We start from the raw sequence: 20,523 nt of genomic DNA, 5'->3' as shown, positions 1-20,523 counted from the left end.
TGTGTTAAACTATCCTGCCAGTCATACATTATAGTGATTGGCGGGATAAGTAACATTGCGAGATATAAACGATGATCAAACAAAGGACACTAAAACGTATTGTTCAAGCGACCGGCGTCGGTTTGCACACCGGTAAAAAAGTCACGCTGACAATGCGTCCAGCGCCGGCTAATACCGGGGTCATCTATCGTCGTACTGACTTGAATCCTCCGGTTGATTTTCCGGCAGATGCCAAATCTGTGCGTGATACTATGCTCTGTACTTGTCTGGTGAATGAGCATAATGTGCGTATTTCAACAGTTGAACATTTGAATGCAGCGCTGGCAGGTTTAGGGATCGATAATATTGTTATTGAAGTCGATGCACCAGAGATCCCGATTATGGATGGCAGCGCTAGCCCGTTTGTTTTCCTGTTATTGGATGCGGGTATTGAAGAGCTGAATGTCGCGAAGAAATTCGTGCGAATGAAAGAAAGCGTCCGTGTGGAAGACGGTGATAAATGGGCTGAATTGGCACCTTATCATGGTTTCAGTCTGGATTTTACCATCGACTTTAATCATCCGGCGATTGATGCGAGTACCCAGCGCTATGGACTGGAGTTCTCTGCGGATTCGTTTGTTCGCCAGATTAGTCGTGCGCGTACTTTCGGATTTATGCGTGATATTGAGTATTTGCAATCTAAAGGCTTGTGCCTTGGTGGCAGCTTTGATTGTGCGATTGTCGTTGATGACTACCGTGTACTCAATGAAGATGGTTTGCGTTTTAAAGATGAATTCGTCCGCCATAAAATGTTGGACGCCATCGGCGATCTATTCATGTGTGGGTATAATATCATTGGTGCCTTTACTGCGTTTAAATCAGGCCATGCACTAAACAACAAGTTACTGCAAACTGTTTTAGCACAGGAAAGCGCTTGGGAATTTGTCACATTTGAAGATGAAGCTGAAATGCCATTGGCTTTCCGCGCTCCATCACTGGTGTTGGCATAATGGCTGACATGTGTATTGATAAAGAATGTTGAGAACATTCCTATGATGCCCCAATGGGTTATGCTATCTGTCACGCTTCTTTCGCTGATGTTTTTTATTCAGCGCTAACGCTTCTTTTTGGCTGTACTGGTACCCTCTCCGGCCAGCGCAGCCAACCGCTCCAATTTCCTTTTTAATTTTTCAGGGCTGTTTTCAGCCAATATCATTAATGTTTTTGCGCTTTCATGAGTGAGCTGGCGCTTTGGTAATTCCTGATTATCATTACTGAGTACTTTTGTTGATAATTTTGAGAATCCTTGTTCATTATTATCACACTTAACCATTAATGATGGGTTAATCCTGATGTCGATTGAGGATAAAGATGGTAGAATTTCGCTCCTCAATGTAGACAGCAAGACAGGAATTTCATAACGCAGCCGGGTCATCCAACTGGCATTTCCTGCTTCCAGTACCAGAATTTGTTTGCGATAATTGGCAACCCTGCACCATGGGTGCAATTGTGCAGGAAGCAAACTGAGAACGGCACGGTTGAGTTTCAATAATGCGATGGCATGTTGTTGAATGATTTGAAGTGGGCTTTTTCCGACAGTTGCCGCGTCTTCAAACAGCTTATCCAGTGATTGTGGGCGGCTATCTCGCATAATAAGGGCAGTTCCAGTATTTATTAATGAAGGATTAATGAGTATTTTAAATCTTTGGCGACAATTTGGTAGGCGTTATTTTTGGTCTCACCTTTTACTGGGCATGGTTGCTACAGGAATTGGTGTTCCTACTGTTTTCGCTGGAGTGGCAGAAAGTCTGCATCATACAAATACCTCTTCTGCCCAAGGAAGCCGTCACCAGGCATTTTCCTCTTTTGAGCACTTATTTAAATTACACTTACTCCAATTAAAAAGTGTCCAGCGCCAACCCGCTAATTATTTAAATTATTGGCAGCAACATGCCGTTCGTAATGTGATCCGTCAACTTTCTTTTGCTTTTTCGGTTGCAGAACCAATCAAGTACGAAGGCGCAAAAGAAAGTACCCGGATTTCTTCTCCATCCATGCAACAACTGATGCTGGATACGTTGCATGCTATGCTGACACAAGCACCAGCGCCATTTGAAGAAATGATCTCAGATGTTGCGCTGGCTGATGCCGTGCTTCCTGATACCCATACTCCAGCTCTCTGGATTGCTAAAGTTCAGGGAATTAGGGCAGGGCCAACGCTCAATCATCTATTTTTGCTTTAATGCTACTGCCTTATTTCAATGAAGTGTAATAAGGCAATTTTTAATAAATGATTGATTGGCTACAACAATAGCCCTATTTGAGATGTACTAATTATGCTGATTAAATTACTGACAAAGATTTTTGGTAGCCGTAATGACCGTACCTTGCGTCGTTTGCGCAAAGTGGTTGATGAAATCAGCCGCATGGAGCCGGATTTTGAAAAACTCTCTGATGAAGAACTGAAAGCGAAGACAGAGCAATTTCGTGCCCGTTTAAAAGAGGGAGAATCACTGGATAAAATTCTGCCAGAAGCGTTTGCTACTGTGCGTGAAGCCAGTAAACGTGTATTTGGTATGCGTCACTTTGATGTGCAGCTACTGGGCGGGATGGTCTTGAATGAACGCTGTATAGCAGAGATGCGTACAGGTGAAGGTAAAACACTGACCGCAACATTGCCAGCTTATCTTAATGCCCTAAGTGGTAAAGGCGTTCACATTGTGACCGTGAACGATTACCTGGCACAGCGCGATGCTGAAAATAACCGCCCACTGTTTGAGTTTCTTGGTTTGAGTGTCGGCATTAACTTACCGGGTATGCCAGCACCGGCAAAACGTGAAGCTTATGCTAGGGATATCACTTACGGTACTAACAATGAGTTTGGCTTTGACTATTTGCGTGACAATATGGCATTTAGTCCAGAAGAGCGAGTTCAACGCAAATTGCACTATGCGTTGGTGGACGAAGTTGACTCGATTCTGATCGACGAAGCTCGTACCCCACTGATTATTTCTGGACCTGCGGAAGACAGCTCTGAGCTTTATATCAAAGTAGACAAGCTGATCCCGAAACTGGTTCGTCAGGAGAAAGAGGATTCAGATACCTTCCAAGGGGAAGGACATTTCTCTGTTGATGAAAAAGCACGCCAAGTCAACCTGACAGAGCGTGGCCTGATATTGATTGAAGAGTTATTGGTGGATGCCAAATTGATGGATGAAGGCGAATCCTTGTATTCACCGACTAATATCATGCTGATGCACCATGTGACAGCCGCTCTGCGCGCTCATGCTCTGTTTACCCGCGATGTTGATTATATCGTTAAAGAAGGCGAGGTTATCATCGTTGATGAACATACCGGGCGTACTATGCAAGGACGTCGTTGGTCTGATGGCTTGCACCAAGCTGTGGAAGCGAAAGAAGGTGTTGAGATTCAGAATGAAAACCAGACGCTGGCTTCAATCACATTCCAGAACTATTTCCGTATATACGAAAAATTGGCAGGGATGACAGGGACAGCCGACACGGAAGCCTTTGAATTCAGATCCATTTATAAACTAGATACCATCGTTATTCCAACTAATCGCCCAATGATCCGTCAGGATTTATCGGATCTGGTCTATATGACAGAAGTGGAAAAAATTGAGGCGATCATTGAAGACATTAGAGAGCGGACAAGTAATGGGCAGCCTGTTTTGGTGGGGACAATATCGATTGAGAAATCGGAATTGGTGTCTAACGCATTAACGAAAGCAGGTATTGCACATAACGTTCTGAACGCAAAATTCCACGCATTGGAAGCTGACATCATCGCGCAGGCTGGTCAGGCTGGTACAGTGACGATTGCAACCAACATGGCGGGACGTGGTACAGACATCATGTTGGGGGGGAGTTGGCAGTCGGAAATCGCTAAATTGGAAGAGCCAACTGAAGCACAAATCGAGAAAATCAAGGCAGAATGGCAAGAGCGCCATGATGCGGTATTGGCAGCAGGCGGCTTACATATTATCGGTACGGAACGTCATGAATCACGCCGTATAGATAACCAGTTACGTGGTCGAGCAGGCCGTCAGGGTGATGCGGGTTCTTCACGTTTCTACCTCTCAATGGAAGATTCCTTGATGCGCATTTTTGCTTCCGATCGTGTGACCGGTATGATGCGTAAACTTGGTATGCAGCCAGGGGAAGCAATTGAGCACCCATGGGTGACTAAAGCTATTGCGAATGCTCAGCGTAAAGTTGAGAGCCGTAACTTTGATATCCGTAAACAATTGCTGGAATATGATGATGTTGCGAACGATCAGCGCAGGGCAATTTATGCTCAGCGTAACGACTTGCTTGATGTGAGTGATGTTAGCGAAACTATCACCAGCATCCGAGAAGATGTCTTCAAGGCAACAATTGATGCTTACATTCCACCGCAATCATTGGAAGAAATGTGGGATGTTGAAGGATTGCAAGAACGTTTAAGCAACGATTTCGATTTGAATCTGCCAGTCAAAGAGTGGTTGGACAAAGAGCCTGAATTGCACGAAGAAACATTGCGTGAACGTATTCTTGAGAAGGCGATAGAAGTTTATAAGCAAAAAGAAGAAATTGTCGGTGCAGAAATGATGCGTAACTTTGAAAAAGGCATCATGTTGCAAACCCTGGATACATTGTGGAAAGAGCACCTGGCAGCGATGGATTACCTCCGTCAAGGCATTCACTTGCGTGGTTACGCTCAGAAAGATCCAAAACAAGAGTACAAACGCGAATCTTTTGCCATGTTTGCCAATATGCTGGAATCACTGAAATATGAAGTGATCAGTACCTTGAGCAAAGTTCAGGTTAGAATGCCGGAAGAAGTTGAGGCGCTTGAACAGCAGCGTCGTGAAGAAGCTGAGCGTTTGGCAAAACAACAACATTTGAGTCATGAAGTTGAACAGGGTGCGTTGATGTCAAAGGCCGAAGCTCAAATAGCAACGGGAGAACGTAAAGTTGGACGCAATGATCCTTGCCCATGTGGTTCTGGTAAAAAATATAAGCATTGCCACGGTCGCTTATAAGTAGAGTGAGTTTATAAGCAAAAAATTCGTGCCAGTGGCGAATTCAGTTACCACTGGCATGGGTTAATTTATCGAAAACCCTTAGATCTTATTCTGCAAGAATATTCTTCAATGGAACTTGCTTAAGAAATAGATTTGAGGGTTTTGTCACAATACTAATTCCTGCATGTTGCCTACATTTTCAATGAAATTATCGTCGTGGGAAATAAGTACCATCGCTCCTGTATAATCATGTAGCGCTTTTTGCAGCAGTTCACGTGATTCAATATCCAGATGATTATCTGGTTCATCCAATAACAGTAGGGCAGGTGCATATGGCCCACAAAACAGGCAAGCCAGCGCGACCTTAAGTTGTTCTCCTCCACTGAGATAACCGATAGGTTTCAAGGCTTCCTCACCGCGAATACGCAATTGTGCCAACCGAGTACGGTAACGATCTTCTGTCCAGCCTGGTGACTGTAATTGAAAGTTATGTAGCGCAGATTGGTTTTTATCAAGGAACGAAAAATGCTGATCCATCAGACTGTGTGAAGAAGTGATACGACAGATACCCTGTTTCGGAACCAGTGAACCTGTCATTACCTTTAATAAGGTGGATTTTCCGCTGCCATTTTTACCTGTGATAGCGATCCGATCACCATTATTGATGGTTAAACTAATGGGAGTGCCGGAGCCGAAGGGCAGAATGACATCCTGAAGATAAAGTAACGGAGAAGTTGCTGCTTGTGGAGTCGCAACAGCGATTGACAGCGGATCGATAATTTCGAGTTTTGCTCTGGCTTCTGTAGCTAATGAAGAGCTGCGTTGCAATCGCTCTTCATTTTGTTTTGCTATCCGTGATAATGTTGCTTCTGAGCGTCCTAATGCGTGATCAAGAAGGATTTTAGCCTGATTGGCATTTTCCCGCCGTTGCTTACCCTGAATTTGCCTTTTGCTGATCTTCTCACGATCTTTTTGCTTATCACGTAAGGCTTGTTTTAGGCTTTTTCTGGTTTGCTCCACTTCACGTTGAATGCCCAGCTGGAGTTGCTCTTTACTTTCCAGCCAGATTTCCCATCCACCGATACTGCGGGATAACCCTAATCCGCTGAGTTCGTAAACAACTGATACATGCTGTAATAGTTGGCTATCATGGGTAACCAGCATAACTCCGCCATCAAAAGCACTTAACCATTGAACCAGCCAAAGGCGGCCTTGTCGATCAAGGTGATTGCTTGGTTCATCCAGAATCATAAAACCTGCGCTTTGACGCTTCAGCGCCAACAACCTGATCCGTGTTTGTTCTCCACCGCTCAAGGAATTAAAAGGTTGATTTAATACGCTTGGATTGAGTTCACCTTCTGCCAGTAAAGATTCAGTTTGAAATTGCCAATCCCAGTTTCCTTCCATAGCATCAAAATCTGCTTCATCACCAACCCCAGCCAGGACACGTTCATTGGCTTTCATGATTTTGGTTAATCCCAGCATATCCGCGGCATTACCGGAAAAAGGTGTTAAATCTTGTGACAAATAGCCCACCTCACAAAAATGTCTTACACTACCTTCTGTGGGAAGGGTCTGCTGTGCCAGTATTGATGCCAGCCAGGATTTACCAATACCATTGCGTCCAACTAACGCATGTTGTTCTGCATTTAAAAATATATCGATACCAGAAAATAGGGGCGTTGTTTCACCAGAAAATTGATAGGCGATTTGCCGTGCTTCGATCAATGATTGAACGTCATTTAGCATAAACCGTGCGTCCTTAATTCTTAAAATAGTTATTTCAATCTATTTGTAGGTTAATTTCTGACACTGTTTACAGCTTGTTTTCACATGATTTGTTTTTTCCAGAGAGGTAATTGGTAATAAAAAGCGATTACACTTTGCATGAAATACAAATTTGCGGCTTAAACTCATTCTAATGTAATCTGCAAGGGATAGTTACTTAAGTTGAATAATAGACGGTAAGAAAAGCGATTATGGAAAAAAAACATCTGCATATTGCAGCAGGTATTATTAAAAATAGCAATGATGAAATTTTTATCACTCAGCGTAGGGCTGATTCACATATGGGTGGTTTTTGGGAGTTCCCTGGAGGAAAACTTGAACAGGGAGAAACACCTGAACAAGCATTGATTAGAGAATTAAAGGAAGAAGTTGGGATCACAGTAACGCATTGTGAATTAATTGACACCATCAAACATGATTTTCCTGATAGAAGTATCACCCTTGATTTTTTCCTGGTTGATGAATGGAAAGATAAGCCGTTTGGTAAAGAAGGGCAACCTTCCCGTTGGGTTTTACAATCAGAATTAATTGCTGATGAATTTCCTCCAGCAAACCGTAGTATTGTCGGCTTTCTAACCCAAAATGGTTCACGCTAAAGGATTTTTAATAAATTAGGGTGGTTAAATCATTCAATATAAGCGGCGCCAAATAAAACAGGCACCGCTATAACATACGTTACGTGATATTACTTATATTATTCAGGCTGTTCGCTCCAGTTATCATTTTCTGAACAGTCACTTTGGCTTGCTATTCGTTTTTCTTCGCTGGCCCATTCACCCAAGTCGATTAATTGGCAACGTTTACTGCAAAATGGGCGATATGGACTAATTTCTCCCCATACTACCGTGTTGCCACACGTTGGACATTCGACAGTCAATACTTCAGACATAATACACTCTCCCGCTTGATTTGAAGGTCATACCCTCCATTCTCATATCGCAGCTTTGTTAGCTGAACTCATTGTTTCAGTGATGTATTGATAAATGCAGAGTTATATAAATACAGAATGAGTCATGTTATTGGGAGTTTATTCCCTTACTGTCGTTCTGCAATTTTAAATCTATTGGACATATGTTAACAGCAGGCCAATTCAAATGACAAATGGGCAGGTACAACACCATGCTCACTCTCCATTGGTAAAAAACGGATGGCGAAACGTGTTTTGTAGCCGGAGACTTGTGGGTAAACCAATGTATCTGGTACCACGTCCAATTTTAATCTCAACAAATCGGCTTCATCGGCATTCCCCTGATAAAATCCGTTATGGCTGATTTTAGGGGTGAAAACGGCGGAGTGGCGTATGAGTTCCAGAATGCTTTCTAAGGCTTGTTGTAATGGACGAAGGCTGTCCAGCCAGGCTGCGACGGATTTATCCCTGACAGATTGTGGCAAATGCAGCCACAGGTGCAATGTTGGCAAGTCAAAACTACAACATCCACCAGGAATGCTGAGACGTTGACGTACCATGCTGATAATACGATCTTCTTTGATAAATTGGTTAAGCCGTGGAGCTTGGTTCAAGGCAATACTGCGTTCTTTAAGTTGCTCTGTCAAACTATGGATCATAGCCGTATCGGCATTCGGAGCGCCGAGCCATTGTTTTAATTTCGCTTGCTGGCGATCCAACTCTTTCAATAGCTCAGAACGGACTTCACCGCGTTCCATGATCTCAATTAATTCAGCAATTGTACGGAAAAACGAAAGGCTACTCGCCTGAGAATCCAGATGACGTTGTTTTTCCAACTGTTGCAGTGAAGACTCAATCCTCAACCATGAACGCATTTTTTCATTGAGTGGATGTTCAAAAATAATAGTGGAGGTTGCATCACTCATTACGGTTTTCCTGTCTGACTGATTTTGCTTGTTTTAAATACTGTTGATGTAGCTCGACCACACGAGAGGTAATATCCTGTTCACTGTTGTGGTTAACGATGACATCATCTGCCTTTTCCAGTCTGTCCTGACGGCTGGCCTGTGCAGCCAGAATATTTTCTACTTGCTCACGGCTTACTCCATCACGAGCCATGGTTCGGGTAATCTGTACTTCAACTGGGACATCAACAACTAAAACACGCTCTGCCAAATGCATTAAATTGTTTTCAATGAGCAAAGGAACTACCCAGATGACATAGGAGGCAGTCACCTGGTTTAATTGCCGCTGTGTTTCTATTTGGATCAGTGGATGTAAAAGTGCATTGAGCCACTGTTTCTCTTCTGGGGCAGCAAAAATTTTTTGGCGCAACATGGCACGATTAAGGCTGCCATTGGGCAATAATATATCGGCCCCAAAGTGTTCTGTGATTGCTTGTAGTGCGGGGGTGCCAGGCGCTACAACTTCTCTGGCGATAATATCTGCATCAACAAGCGGGACACCAAGGGATGAAAATACATTAGAGATAGTCGTTTTACCGCTACCAATTCCACCCGTAAGTGCAACAATATAAGTCATTCTATCCCTTTAAATATCTCTGATAGCATAATCAAATTGTAACTCAAGGGAAGCTGATGGGCTATAAACAAACACGTACAATTCTTGCTTTGGCAGTTTTGAGAAAAGATAACAAAACATGTAAATACCTTGTTAGGTTAATATGGCGCCTAATTGAAAAATGGGCAGGTACATAGCCAGTAATAATAAACCGACAATCAAAGCCATTATTAACATCAACAAAGGTTCTAATGATTGAACCAAACTATCAGCAAGGTTGATTGACTTTTCTTGATACCATTCTGCAAGATTGAATAAAAATAATTCTAATTCTCCTGATTCTTCACCTATCATGACAAATTGTTGGCATAACGCAGGAAAATATGCTGTTTGTTTCAATGCGTCACTTATTGGAATGCCTTGTTGAATTTGCCTGTGCAGGTTTTTCACTCCAGCGATAAAAACAGGATGCTGAGTTGCACTGAGGGCACATTCAAGCCCTGTCATTAGTGTTAATCCCGCTTTCTGTGTCATAAACAGAATATGAAATATTTGATTAGTTTGTTGATAAATTGTGAGTTGTTTAAAAATAGGGAGTCTCAGGAAGAACATTTTTTCTTTTGCTTTAAAAATGGGAAAACGGTGACGTAGCCATAGATAACTGGTTAATAATATAAATATTATTAACAGTAGTAATACGCCATGATGGATTAATAAATCAGAACCTGATAGAACCCACCGTGTTAACAAGGGCAGGGTGGCATTTAGCGAAGAATAGACTTGTCGGAATTCTGGCAGAACAAAAATCAACATCAGAATAATAACCAAAAAGCTCACAAAAGCGACTATCAAGGGATAGTGATAAGCCTTTTGAATTTTCTTCCCCAGCTTATTTTGCTGTTCCAACCGACTAATGATTAATTGGCAGCAGTTTTCAAGCTGACCGGTTTGTTCTCCTACTGCGATAAGTTGACAAAACAAGGGAGAAAATAGCTTCGGATAGTGTTCGAGTGTGGCGGAGAATGCTTCTCCCTGACGAATTTTCTGAATTATATCCGCCAATACACATCGCCAGAGAGCATATTTACACTCTTGCAGTAAAATAGTCAGTCCCTTGAGTAAAGGGATGCCTGAAGTCAGTAACGTACTTAACTGGTGAATAAAATGCAGGCGATAGGCAACTTCCTTTTTGCTGTAATGAATAATTTTTTTACATTTAATGGCATAGGGTTGAAGATCGAGATGGCTGAGGTATTGGAATACACTTTTTTTACTGTGCCCAATACTCTCTCCTGTTATGGCTTTTCCATTCTTGTTAATTGCCTGCCATTGGTAAATATATTCTATTTTCATACTGTCTCATGGCCTGTAATCTGATAAATCTCTTCAAGAGTGGTTATTCCTTTTTCCGCTAATGTCAGTCCTGCTGAAAAAAGCGTTGCATCTTGTTGTAAGGCAAGTAAATGTGAAAGGCTGGCGTTAGAACACTCAGACAGGGCTTGCTGGAGTTCAGGTTTGATTTCGAGAAATTCATAGATGGCAGTTCTGCCGTAATAACCAGAAAAACAGTGATCACAACCGACCGCATTCCATTTTTTTATAGAGAATGATTGTCTTGTAGAACCTGGTCTTACAGAAATAGCCCCCTCTGTTGAACCAGTAATATTAGGGATTTCTGTGGGTATACTGTCTTGTTGTCGACAATGGGGGCAGAGCTTACGAACCAGTCGCTGTGCAATAATCAATTTCACACATGAGGTTGTGGTATAGCCAGAAATTCCCAGATTATGCAGGCGAGATAACGTATCAATAGTGGAATTGGTATGCAGGGTTGATAAAACCAAGTGGCCTGTTTGAGCCGCTTTCATTGATATTTCAGCGGTTTCATTGTCACGGATCTCGCCAACCATAATGATATCGGGATCTTGCCGCAATAATGCCCTGAGGACTTTGGCGAAATCGAGACCAATTTTGTTATTAACAGGCGTTTGGTTGATGCCATTTAAAGGAATTTCGACAGGATCTTCGACACTACAGATATTCTTTTGCGCCTGATTTAAATATTGCAGGCAGCTATACAATGTGACAGTTTTCCCGCTACCCGTCGGGCCAGTGACTAAAATCATCCCTTGTGGTAAATGGAGTTTCTGTTTTAAAAGTTGTAATTGTGGTTCAGGCAGCCCTAACTGTTCCAGAGATAGTTGATGTATGGTATTTAAAATACGCAGGACTATTTTTTCCCCATGTAGTGTGGGGAGTGTTGATATACGAATCGCATAACTGTTTTTGTTGTCACTCCAGTCAAATTGCCCATCTTGAGGCTGGCGTTTTTCAGCAATATTGAGCTTTGCCATAATTTTTAAGCGGGCAGGAATACCCGTATTCATTTGAGGAGGAGGTGCCTGCATGGTATGTAATGTACCATCAACTCGAATACGTATTTGGTAGCCACGTTGAGATGGTTCAAAGTGAATATCTGAAGCTCTTTTTTGTATTGAAGTTAATATTGTCTGATTAATTAATTGAATAATAGGTGTGTCTATTTCCTCATCATGGAGATTATTGGTTTGTATTGCATCATTATAATGAGCATGGCGGCTATCAAGGCGATCTATACGGTACGGTTCTTCTTCATCACTTTCTGAGCAGTAATTTTTTGCTGACATTAATGAATTTTCTTCTGTCAACATTGATTCTATTTTTGCTTGTGGATAAATATCTACATTAACGATTAAACCTGAAATAAATCTCAGTGCAGCAATGAAATCCTCATTAGGTGATTTATTACAGGCAATTGTGATCGTATGGAAATCTTTTTTTATAAAAATGGCCTGATGTCGTTGACACAGTTCTTTTATTTCTTTTTCCATTAAGAGATGATCCTTATTTATCATTATCTTTATTTCTTTAATATTGGCGTGACTTAATTGTTTTCTCTTCCATTTAAAGCCTGTCAGGAATGAAAGGAGGTGTTTAAAATTTCAAGGTTTCCTGACATTTTAGTTTTAACGATTCATTTTCAGATTCACAAATCGCGTTCCATTGAGTGAAACCAGTCTTCGTATCTTGAATAGGTTTTAACGAGGCATGGAGTCCATTAAGGTTTTGCTGACCCACTATCGTTATCTCCCCCTCTTTTACTGAGATGGTGCTGATATAGCGGCTATTGTGACCTGATGGAATGGAGGGATGACCAGAGTGACAATTTTTATAATTTTCAGCCTCGAAGCGACACAGTTCCACACCAGATTTATAAGGCACAATAGCTTGTAGCATATCGGTTAATGCGGCTTTTTGGATATATCCCTGATAACTGGGAATGGCAATTGCGCCGAGAATAGACACGATAGCCATAACAACCATCACTTCAATTAATGTAAATCCTTGTTGCTTCATTTTTTCTCCTTGTATACATCTCTGGGTTGATTGCCATGTTCAATAGCAGATATACCCCTCATCTTTTAAGTTGCAATCTATTGGGTATCGGCGCCAATAATCATGGAGAAAAAAGAGAAAAATAAAATATGGTTAATAAAAATTATGAAGCCAGCTCGAAAAAATAACTTTATATTACATTTTTTTGCACAAATTTTTCGAGCCTGCCCGTAAATAAGAAAACACCCGATATATTGGCCGATTGAAGGTGCTAACATGCTAACCTGTTACACTTTAAGCCATGGCATTACGCTTAATGAAGCTGATTGATATTGGTCATATTGGAATAGTGATTTTGGCAAGGTGATATTAAATATTAAGGGGGGAGGTAAAAGAATGAAGCTGCATGAAGGGTGGATTGATGGTGCGAGAAAGGTTATTTCCCCGCATTGTGATCTGCGCCCAGAAGGAGAAACACCAGCATTATTGGTTATTCATAACATTAGTTTACCTCCTGGCAAGTTTGGTGGCCCTTATATTGATCAATTATTTATGGGAACATTAGATCCTAAAACCGATCCTTTTTTTGATGAAATTAAGCACTTACGTGTTTCTGCTCACTGCTTAATCCGGCGTGATGGTGAGATTGTACAATATGTTCCTTTCAATAAAAGAGCTTGGCATGCTGGTGTTTCCTGCTACTGTGACCGTGATAAATGTAATGATTTTTCGATAGGCATTGAACTGGAAGGCACAGATTATGAGGAATTTACTGAAATTCAGTACACTAAATTAGCGGAAGTTACTGAGCTGCTTATTAGCCAATATCCTGATATTCGTGACAATATTACAGGACACAGCGATATCGCGCCGGGAAGGAAAACCGATCCCGGACCTTATTTTTATTGGGAACATTACCGTCAATTATTGAAGGAGCGAGTTGGATGACTCTCTTTATTCTATTGTTAATACTGGCATGGGAACGTGTTTTTAAGATGAGGGATCACTGGCAACTGGAACGCTATTTAGTCCCGGCTTTTGCCAGACTCAAATCACATTCACTATGGGGTAGCTTGGGCATGACCTTTCTGGTCGCTTTATTGACATGGAAGCTTATTGATATTTCTAGCTCTGTTGCTTTTGGTATTCTGGCGATTGTGCTGGGTATCATAATCAGTCTGTTATGTATTGGCGCAGGCAGGTTGCGGCATGATTACCGTGGATATCTCCAGGCTGTGCGCCAGGATGATTTTGGACAGCAGAAAAAGTATCTTGCTCGTCTGACGATGATTCAGGGAACATTACCTGACACCACAAAAGAAGAGCGCTTACGTGAGATACAGAATTCATTGATTTGGATAAATTTCCGTTATTATCTTGCCCCTATTTTTTGGTTGGCTGTATTGGGTAAATTCGGTCCGGCGGTTTTGATGGGATATGGTTGCCTCAGAGCTTATCAAAGTTGGTTGGCCCAGCACGCAACGGCAGTGCAGAGAGCACAATCTGGCGTTGACGGCATACTGCATTGGCTGGATTGGCTTCCTGCACGATTGGCAGGTATTGCCTATGCTTTGTTAGGACATGGAGAGAAAGCCTTACCCGCTTGGATTGCATCACTCACTGATTTTCGGTCATCACAATACAAGGTAATCAGTCAATTAGCACAATTTGCATTAAGTAAAGAACCCCATCTTGACCCTATAGAAACGCCTGTTGCTGCTGTAACGTTAGCGAAAAAAGCTACCTTTACTATTGTGATTATTGTCGCATTGTTGACGATTTATGGGGCATTAGTTTGACAAACAAGAGAGATAGAGGGCTAGGTAGGCCCTTTATTTTTTGATTTTCTTTTTAAAATTATTTTGCTCTTAGAATAATAAGTCTTGGTATAAGGAAATTGATACATTGCTATGGCAACAAGAATAGCGCTGGGGGAATTTTTAGGGATAGCGGCTTGAGCTTACCAGTGGCATCGGGAGTCGCTATTTGAGTTTGGCTATTTTGATTGACTTATGGATTGTCTGTAATGATTTTTACCTTGAATTTTAATTCATATTTTTTGCATAAATTCCGATTTGTTATCTTGCTGTAACGTTTCACTTTACTCATCTATGCGTTTGAAAAACGTTAAATCTTCTTAATATCTCTCATCTGAAAATCCTCTTCGGTTATAATTTTCTAATAAAATTTAAAATCTTTTGTTAAAATTTGCAGATTTTTATGATTTAGCCCAAGGTCTTTATAGACAGCTAGTGAATACTTTGTTACTTTAAGACCCTGTATTCTAAATTGGTATTACCAATTGACTTTGACCTGTTAACTAGGGTTTAATGACTAAGATTTAGTCAGTGAGACTTAGTTGAGCAGGGCATAGTCCAAAGCAACATTTACTTATTGAATGGCTTACAGCAGATATGGCCTATAGCAAGATTCGCCAACCAAAGTTATCAGATGTGATTGAGCAGCGTCTTGAACAGCTCATTCTCGAAGGCTCGCTACGCCCGGGAGAAAAACTGCTGCCTGAGCGTGAGCTAGCAAAGCAGTTTGAAGTATCACGTCCTTCATTGCGCGAAGCCATTCAAAAATTGGAAGCCAAAGGCTTTCTTTTCCGTCGTCAAGGGGGCGGAACTTTCGTACAGAACAATCTGTGGCAAAGTTTCAGCGACCCACTTGCCCAACTTATTGCAGAGAATCAAGAATCCCAGTTCGATCTCCTTGAAGCGCGTCATGCGTTAGAGGGGATTGCTGCTTATTATGCAGCCCTGAGAGGAACTGATGAGGATTTCCAACGCATTGAGCAAAGCCATCTTGCCATTCAAGAAGCACAACAAAGTGGTGATGTGAATGCGGAATCTGATGCTGTCTTGCAATACCAACTTGTTGTCACGGAAGCTGCCCATAATGTGGTATTGCTGCATTTATTGCGCTGTATGATCCCAATGTTAGAACAAAATATCAGGCGCAATTTTGAAGTCATTTATACCCGTAAAGAAATGTTGGCAGCAGTTAGTGACCATAGGGCTGAAATTTTTCGCTCTATCATGGCGAGAGAACCGGAAAAAGCCCGTGAGGCTTCTCATCGTCATTTGGCCTTTATTGAAGAAGTTTTATTGGATCTGACTCGTGAGCGTACTCGTCGTGAGCGTTCATTGAGGCGGCTCCAGCAACATCAGGAATAAGAGCCTGTCCCTTAGGGCGTCGTAGACAAATCACATTCCCGAATGGGATAGGTTCTAACTTAACTGTACAGATCCTGACTGCTGCGTTTGTACAGTTGTCGACTCTTTACCGAGAGTTTTAGCGGCAATATATAGCAGGGCCTATCTTCCGGTCATAACAGGCAGTTTCGTCAAAAGGTATGACCAGAAGATAGGCTCCAATAACCATTAGAAATAGATAACAGATAAGGAATACACCATGTCAGATATTTTGAAAAATGACGTGGATCCGATCGAAACTCGCGATTGGTTACAGGCGATCGAATCGGTCATCCGTGAAGAAGGTGTTGAGCGTGCTCAGTTCCTGATTGATCAGGTTTTGAACGAAGCTCGTAAAGGTGGCGTTAATGTTGCTGCAGGTGCTGCAAGCCGCAATTACATCAACACTATTCCTGTTGAGGATGAGCCTGCTTACCCTGGCAACCTGGATTTAGAGCGCCGTATCCGCTCTGCTATCCGCTGGAATGCGGTGATGACCGTTCTGCGCGCATCTAAAAAAGATCTGGAACTGGGTGGTCACATGGCTTCATTCCAGTCTTCCGCTACTGTTTATGAAGTTTGTTTTAACCACTTCTTCCGCGCTCGTAACGAAAATGATGGCGGTGATTTGGTATACTTCCAGGGTCACATTTCTCCAGGCGTTTACGCCCGTGCTTTCCTTGAAGGTCGTCTGACTGAAGAACAGATGAACAACTTCCGTCAAGAAATCGGTGGTAATGGCCTGTCTTCTTACCCGCATCCAAAATTGATGCCGGACTTCTGGCAGTTCCCAACTGTTTCAATGGGTCTGGGACCAATCTCCGCTATTTATCAGGCTAAATTCCTAAAATATCTGGAAAATCGTGGTCTGAAAGATACCTCTAAACAAACCGTTTACGCTTTCCTGGGCGACGGTGAAATGGATGAACCAGAATCTAAAGGTGCGATCACTATCGCAACTCGTGAAAAACTGGATAACCTGGTATTCATCATCAACTGTAACTTGCAGCGTCTGGATGGCCCAGTAACCGGTAACGGCAAAATTGTTAACGAGCTGGAAGGTATCTTCGGCGGTGCTGGCTGGCAGGTACTGAAAGTCCTGTGGGGTGAGCGTTGGGACGAACTGCTGCGTAAAGACACCAGCGGTAAACTGGTTCAATTGATGAACGAAACGCTGGACGGCGACTATCAGACATTCAAGTCTAAAGATGGCGCTTATGTTCGTGAACACTTCTTCGGTCGTTACCCAGAAACTGCTGCATTAGTTAAAGATATGACTGATGACGAAATTTGGGCTTTGAACCGTGGTGGTCACGATCCGAAGAAAGTTTACGCTGCACTGAAAAAAGCACAGGATACCACTGGCAAACCAACTGTAATCTTGGCTCAGACCATCAAAGGTTACGGTATGGGTGATACCGCTGAAGGTAAGAACATCGCTCACCAGGTTAAAAAAATGAACATGGAAGGCGTTCGTCAATTCCGCGATCGTTTCAGTGTGCCTGTATCTGATGAGCAGATCGAAAACTTGTCATATGTAACTTTCGACAAAGACTCTGAAGAATCTAAATATCTGCATGAGCGTCGTAACGCACTGGGTGGTTATGTACCAAGCCGTCGCGTTAATTTCGACGAGAAACTGGAAATTCCAGCGCTGGAAGAATTCAGTTCTCTGCTGGAAGAACAATCCAAAGAAATTTCTACCACTATCGCTTTCGTTCGTGCACTGAACGTTATGCTGAAGAACAAGTCAATCAAAGATCGTCTGGTTCCAATTATTGCTGACGAAGCCCGTACCTTCGGTATGGAAGGTCTGTTCCGTCAAATCGGTATCTACAGCCCTAATGGTCAGCAGTATACTCCGCAAGACCGTGAGCAAGTTGCATACTATAAAGAAGACGCAAAAGGCCAGATCCTGCAAGAAGGTATCAACGAACTGGGTGCTGCTTCATCTTGGCTGGCTGCTGCAACTTCTTACAGCACCAACAACTTGCCAATGATCCCATTCTACATCTACTACTCCATGTTCGGATTCCAGCGTATCGGTGATCTGTGTTGGGCAGCGGGTGACCAGCAAGCTCGCGGCTTCCTGGTTGGTGGTACTTCTGGTCGTACAACTCTGAACGGTGAAGGTTTGCAGCATGAAGATGGCCACAGCCATATTCAGTCTCTGACTATTCCTAACTGTATCTCTTACGATCCAGCGTTCGCTTTCGAAGTTGCTGTTATCATGCAAGATGGTTTGGAGCGTATGTATGGTGAGAAACAAGAGAATATCTACTACTACATCACCACACTGAACGAAAACTACCACATGCCAGCCATGCCTGAAGGTGCTGAAGAAGGCATCCGTAAAGGTATCTACAAGCTGGAAAGCCTGGAAGGTGCGAAAGGTCAAATTCAGCTGCTGGGCTCTGGCTCTATCCTGCGTCATGTTCGTGAAGCAGCGAAAATCCTGTCTGCTGAATACGGCATCGGTTCCGATGTGTACAGCGTAACTTCCTTCACGGAACTGGCTCGTGATGGCCAGGATTGTGAGCGTTGGAACATGTTGCACCCATCAGAAGAACCTCGCGTTCCTTATATTGCTCAGATCATGAATGAAGCTCCAGCAGTTGCTTCTACTGACTATATGAAACTGTTTGCAGAGCAAGTACGTAACTTCGTTCCTGCAAGCGACTATCGTGTATTGGGCACCGACGGTTTCGGTCGTTCTGACAGCCGTGAAAACTTGCGTCATCACTTTGAAGTTGATGCTTCTTATGTGGTTGTTGCAGCTCTGGGTGAACTGGCTAAACGTGGCGAAGTTGATGTGAAAGTCGTTGAAGACGCTATCAAGAAATACAACATCAACCCAGAAAAAGTTAACCCACGTCTGGCATAAGAGGTAAAGATTAATGTCTATCGAAATTAACGTACCTGATATTGGTGCAGATGAAGTTGAAGTTACCGAGATTCTGGTGAAAGTTGGTGACACAGTAGAAGCAGAACAGTCACTGATCACGGTTGAAGGTGACAAAGCTTCTATGGAAGTTCCTTCTCCACAGGCGGGTGTAGTTAAAGAAATCAAAGTTGTGGTTGGCGATAAAGTTGCAACCGGCAAACTGATTATGGTTTTTGAATCCGCAAACGGTGCAGCAGAAGCGGCACCTGCGCAGCAAGCAGCGCCAGCAGCAGCGGCACCAGCAGCAGTAGAAAGCAAAGAAGTGAATGTGCCAGATATCGGTGGTGACGAAGTTGAAGTGACCGAAATCATGGTAAAAGTAGGTGATACTGTTACTGAAGAGCAGTCACTGATTACTGTTGAAGGTGACAAGGCGTCAATGGAAGTTCCTGCACCCTTTGCAGGTACTGTGAAAGAGATCAAAATTGCGGCAGGCGATAAAGTTAAAACCGGTTCTCTGATCATGGTATTTGACGTGGCAGGTTCTGGTGCAGCTCCAGCGGCAGCACCGGCTGCGGCTTCTGCGGTCAAAGAAGTCAACGTACCAGATATCGGTGGTGACGAAGTTGAAGTGACCGAAATCATGGTAAAAGTAGGTGATACTATTGCTGAAGAGCAGTCACTGATCACGGTTGAAGGTGACAAGGCTTCGATGGAAGTTCCTGCACCCTTTGCAGGTACTGTGAAAGAGATCAAAATTGCGGCTGGTGATAAAGTTAAAACCGGTTCTCTGATCATGGTATTTGAAGTTGCGGGTGCAGCCCCTGTGGCAGCACCAGCGGCGGCTCCGGCTCCGGCGGCTGAACCTGCGAAAGCGGCACCAGCGCCAGCAGAAGGCAAAAATGAATTTGCTGAAAATGACGCTTATGTTCACGCTACTCCAGTCATTCGTCGTCTGGCTCGTGAATTTGGCGTAAATCTGGCTAAAGTAAAAGGTACTGGCCGTAAAGGTCGCATCCTGCGCGAAGACGTTCAGTCTTATGTGAAAGATGCGATTAAACGTGCGGAAGCAGCACCTGCGGCTGCGGGCGGTGGTCTGCCAGGTATGCTGCCTTGGCCAAAAGTTGATTTCAGCAAATTTGGTGAAATCGAAGAAGTTGAAATGAGCCGTATCCAGAAAATTTCTGGTGCTAACCTCAGCCGCAACTGGGTCATGATCCCTCACGTTAATCTGTTCGATGAAGCGGATATCACTGAAGTTGAAGAGTTCCGTAAACAGCAGAACAAAGAAGCTGAGAAGAAACAGCTGGGCGTGAAAATCACTCCGCTGGTGTTCGTCATGAAAGCCGCTGCGAAAGCACTGGAAGCAATGCCTCGCTTTAACAGCTCCATTTCTGAAGATGGCCAGAAGCTGATCCTGAAAAAATATGTCAACATCGGTATTGCGGTTGATACACCTAACGGCCTGGTTGTTCCTGTATTCAAGGACGTCAACAAGAAAGGCATCATGGAACTGTCCAGAGAATTGGCTGAAGTTTCTAAGAAAGCACGTGCTGGTAAGCTGACCGCTTCCGACATGCAGGGTGGTTGCTTCACCATCTCTAGCCTGGGTGGTATCGGTACTACCGGTTTTGCACCAATTGTGAATGCGCCAGAAGTGGCAATCATGGGTCTGTCTCGTTCTTCCATGAAACCAGTCTGGAATGGCAAGGAATTTGTTCCACGTCTGATTCTGCCTATGTCTCTGTCTTTCGACCATCGTGTGATCGACGGAGCAGATGGTGCACGTTTCATCACTTATATTAATCAATTGATGAGCGACATCCGCCGTTTGGTCATGTAATG

17 protein-coding genes are annotated in these 20,523 nt (G+C 43.1%); 9 read left to right on the top strand and 8 right to left on the bottom strand.

The genetic code is table 11. The features are described 5' to 3' along the window. Positions 1 to 71: 71 nt before the first annotated feature. The gene (gene lpxC, locus Xets_RS12010) at positions 72 to 989 is read left to right on the top strand and encodes a UDP-3-O-acyl-N-acetylglucosamine deacetylase (RefSeq protein WP_099131612.1); all 918 of its coding nucleotides are present in this window, start codon (positions 72 to 74) and stop codon (positions 987 to 989) included. Between the two features lie 104 nt (positions 990 to 1,093). On the opposite strand, the gene Xets_RS12005 is transcribed toward lpxC, so the two are convergent. Then, positions 1,094 to 1,630 carry a DUF721 domain-containing protein gene (locus Xets_RS12005; RefSeq protein ID WP_099131613.1) on the bottom strand — a complete coding sequence of 179 codons (537 nt, stop codon included), beginning with the start codon at positions 1,628 to 1,630 and terminating at the stop codon, positions 1,094 to 1,096. Between the two features lie 37 nt (positions 1,631 to 1,667). Between Xets_RS12005 and secM the strand changes: the two genes are divergently transcribed. Then, the gene (gene secM, locus Xets_RS12000; protein WP_099131614.1) at positions 1,668 to 2,222 is read left to right on the top strand and encodes a secA translation cis-regulator SecM; all 555 of its coding nucleotides are present in this window, start codon (positions 1,668 to 1,670) and stop codon (positions 2,220 to 2,222) included. A gap of 93 nt (positions 2,223 to 2,315) precedes the next feature. Further along, entirely contained in the window at positions 2,316 to 5,024 is a 2,709-nt protein-coding gene (gene secA / locus Xets_RS11995) for a preprotein translocase subunit SecA (RefSeq protein WP_099131615.1), read from the top strand. Between the two features lie 147 nt (positions 5,025 to 5,171). Here the strand turns inward: secA and Xets_RS11990 are convergent, their stop codons facing one another. Beyond that, a complete protein-coding gene (locus tag Xets_RS11990; RefSeq protein WP_187651725.1) occupies positions 5,172 to 6,755 on the bottom strand; it encodes an ATP-binding cassette domain-containing protein in 1,584 nt (527 codons plus the stop codon). Positions 6,756 to 6,985: 230 nt separating this feature from the next. Here Xets_RS11990 and mutT point away from each other — a divergent pair, with 230 nt between their 5' ends. Beyond that, positions 6,986 to 7,390, top strand: coding sequence for an 8-oxo-dGTP diphosphatase MutT (mutT, locus tag Xets_RS11985; protein ID WP_099131617.1), 405 nt, complete (start codon positions 6,986 to 6,988; stop codon positions 7,388 to 7,390). A 98-nt stretch (positions 7,391 to 7,488) separates the two neighbouring features. Here the strand turns inward: mutT and yacG are convergent, their stop codons facing one another. The 6 genes from yacG to ppdD form a co-directional block, all read right to left on the bottom strand. Next, positions 7,489 to 7,683, bottom strand: a complete 195-nt coding sequence (gene yacG, locus Xets_RS11980; RefSeq protein ID WP_099131618.1) for a DNA gyrase inhibitor YacG — start codon at positions 7,681 to 7,683, stop codon at positions 7,489 to 7,491. A gap of 185 nt (positions 7,684 to 7,868) precedes the next feature. Then, positions 7,869 to 8,627, bottom strand: a complete 759-nt coding sequence (gene zapD / locus Xets_RS11975) for a cell division protein ZapD (protein WP_187651724.1) — start codon at positions 8,625 to 8,627, stop codon at positions 7,869 to 7,871. Further along, the gene (coaE, locus tag Xets_RS11970) at positions 8,620 to 9,243 is read right to left on the bottom strand and encodes a dephospho-CoA kinase (RefSeq protein WP_099131620.1); all 624 of its coding nucleotides are present in this window, start codon (positions 9,241 to 9,243) and stop codon (positions 8,620 to 8,622) included. The genes zapD and coaE overlap by 8 nt, the downstream gene beginning before the upstream one ends. A gap of 132 nt (positions 9,244 to 9,375) precedes the next feature. After that, on the bottom strand, positions 9,376 to 10,575 hold the full coding sequence (gene hofC, locus Xets_RS11965) for a protein transport protein HofC (protein WP_187651723.1): 1,200 nt from the start codon (positions 10,573 to 10,575) through the stop codon (positions 9,376 to 9,378). Next, positions 10,572 to 12,116 carry a type II secretion system protein GspE gene (gspE, locus tag Xets_RS11960; RefSeq protein WP_099131622.1) on the bottom strand — a complete coding sequence of 515 codons (1,545 nt, stop codon included), beginning with the start codon at positions 12,114 to 12,116 and terminating at the stop codon, positions 10,572 to 10,574. Before gspE ends, hofC begins: the two co-directional genes overlap by 4 nt. A 79-nt stretch (positions 12,117 to 12,195) precedes the next feature. Beyond that, complete coding sequence (gene ppdD, locus Xets_RS11955) at positions 12,196 to 12,618, bottom strand: prepilin peptidase-dependent pilin (RefSeq protein WP_099131623.1); 423 nt, start codon at positions 12,616 to 12,618, stop codon at positions 12,196 to 12,198. A 375-nt stretch (positions 12,619 to 12,993) separates the two neighbouring features. On the opposite strand from ppdD, the gene ampD reads away from it, so the two are divergent. From ampD to aceF, 5 genes are all read left to right on the top strand, one after another. Then, complete coding sequence (ampD, locus tag Xets_RS11950; protein WP_099131624.1) at positions 12,994 to 13,545, top strand: 1,6-anhydro-N-acetylmuramyl-L-alanine amidase AmpD; 552 nt, start codon at positions 12,994 to 12,996, stop codon at positions 13,543 to 13,545. Beyond that, positions 13,542 to 14,396: a beta-lactamase regulator AmpE gene (gene ampE / locus Xets_RS11945; protein WP_099131625.1), complete on the top strand. Its 855-nt coding sequence runs from the start codon at positions 13,542 to 13,544 to the stop codon at positions 14,394 to 14,396. Before ampD ends, ampE begins: the two co-directional genes overlap by 4 nt. 615 nt (positions 14,397 to 15,011) lie before the next feature. Continuing rightward, complete coding sequence (gene pdhR, locus Xets_RS11940; RefSeq protein ID WP_099131626.1) at positions 15,012 to 15,776, top strand: pyruvate dehydrogenase complex transcriptional repressor PdhR; 765 nt, start codon at positions 15,012 to 15,014, stop codon at positions 15,774 to 15,776. A gap of 238 nt (positions 15,777 to 16,014) precedes the next feature. Next, a complete protein-coding gene (aceE, locus tag Xets_RS11935; RefSeq protein ID WP_099131627.1) occupies positions 16,015 to 18,678 on the top strand; it encodes a pyruvate dehydrogenase (acetyl-transferring), homodimeric type in 2,664 nt (887 codons plus the stop codon). Between the two features lie 13 nt (positions 18,679 to 18,691). Continuing rightward, positions 18,692 to 20,521, top strand: coding sequence for a pyruvate dehydrogenase complex dihydrolipoyllysine-residue acetyltransferase (gene aceF, locus Xets_RS11930; RefSeq protein WP_187651722.1), 1,830 nt, complete (start codon positions 18,692 to 18,694; stop codon positions 20,519 to 20,521). The last annotated feature ends 2 nt before the right edge of the window (positions 20,522 to 20,523 follow it).

Origin of the sequence: Xenorhabdus sp. TS4, from assembly GCF_014467265.1 — a bacterium.
GTDB lineage: Bacteria > Pseudomonadota > Gammaproteobacteria > Enterobacterales > Enterobacteriaceae > Xenorhabdus > Xenorhabdus ehlersii.
Note: the sequence above shows the minus strand (reverse complement) of the source record. Positions and strands in the feature narration are given on the sequence as shown.

Bases quoted from the DNA above. Each gene is read 5' to 3' on its own strand.
- aceF (WP_187651722.1), top strand. From the start codon at position 18,692: ATGTCTATCGAAATTAACGTACCTGATATTGGTGCAGATGAAGTTGAA.
- lpxC (WP_099131612.1), top strand. From the start codon at position 72: ATGATCAAACAAAGGACACTAAAACGTATTGTTCAAGCGACCGGCGTC.
- Xets_RS11990 (WP_187651725.1), bottom strand. From the start codon at position 6,755: ATGCTAAATGACGTTCAATCATTGATCGAAGCACGGCAAATCGCCTAT.
- yacG (WP_099131618.1), bottom strand. From the start codon at position 7,683: ATGTCTGAAGTATTGACTGTCGAATGTCCAACGTGTGGCAACACGGTA.
- secA (WP_099131615.1), top strand. From the start codon at position 2,316: ATGCTGATTAAATTACTGACAAAGATTTTTGGTAGCCGTAATGACCGT.
- hofC (WP_187651723.1), bottom strand. From the start codon at position 10,575: ATGAAAATAGAATATATTTACCAATGGCAGGCAATTAACAAGAATGGA.
- ppdD (WP_099131623.1), bottom strand. From the start codon at position 12,618: ATGAAGCAACAAGGATTTACATTAATTGAAGTGATGGTTGTTATGGCT.
- ampD (WP_099131624.1), top strand. From the start codon at position 12,994: ATGAAGCTGCATGAAGGGTGGATTGATGGTGCGAGAAAGGTTATTTCC.
- zapD (WP_187651724.1), bottom strand. From the start codon at position 8,627: ATGAGTGATGCAACCTCCACTATTATTTTTGAACATCCACTCAATGAA.
- secM (WP_099131614.1), top strand. From the start codon at position 1,668: ATGAGTATTTTAAATCTTTGGCGACAATTTGGTAGGCGTTATTTTTGG.
- pdhR (WP_099131626.1), top strand. From the start codon at position 15,012: ATGGCCTATAGCAAGATTCGCCAACCAAAGTTATCAGATGTGATTGAG.
- aceE (WP_099131627.1), top strand. From the start codon at position 16,015: ATGTCAGATATTTTGAAAAATGACGTGGATCCGATCGAAACTCGCGAT.
- Xets_RS12005 (WP_099131613.1), bottom strand. From the start codon at position 1,630: ATGCGAGATAGCCGCCCACAATCACTGGATAAGCTGTTTGAAGACGCG.
- mutT (WP_099131617.1), top strand. From the start codon at position 6,986: ATGGAAAAAAAACATCTGCATATTGCAGCAGGTATTATTAAAAATAGC.
- coaE (WP_099131620.1), bottom strand. From the start codon at position 9,243: ATGACTTATATTGTTGCACTTACGGGTGGAATTGGTAGCGGTAAAACG.
- ampE (WP_099131625.1), top strand. From the start codon at position 13,542: ATGACTCTCTTTATTCTATTGTTAATACTGGCATGGGAACGTGTTTTT.
- gspE (WP_099131622.1), bottom strand. From the start codon at position 12,116: ATGATAAATAAGGATCATCTCTTAATGGAAAAAGAAATAAAAGAACTG.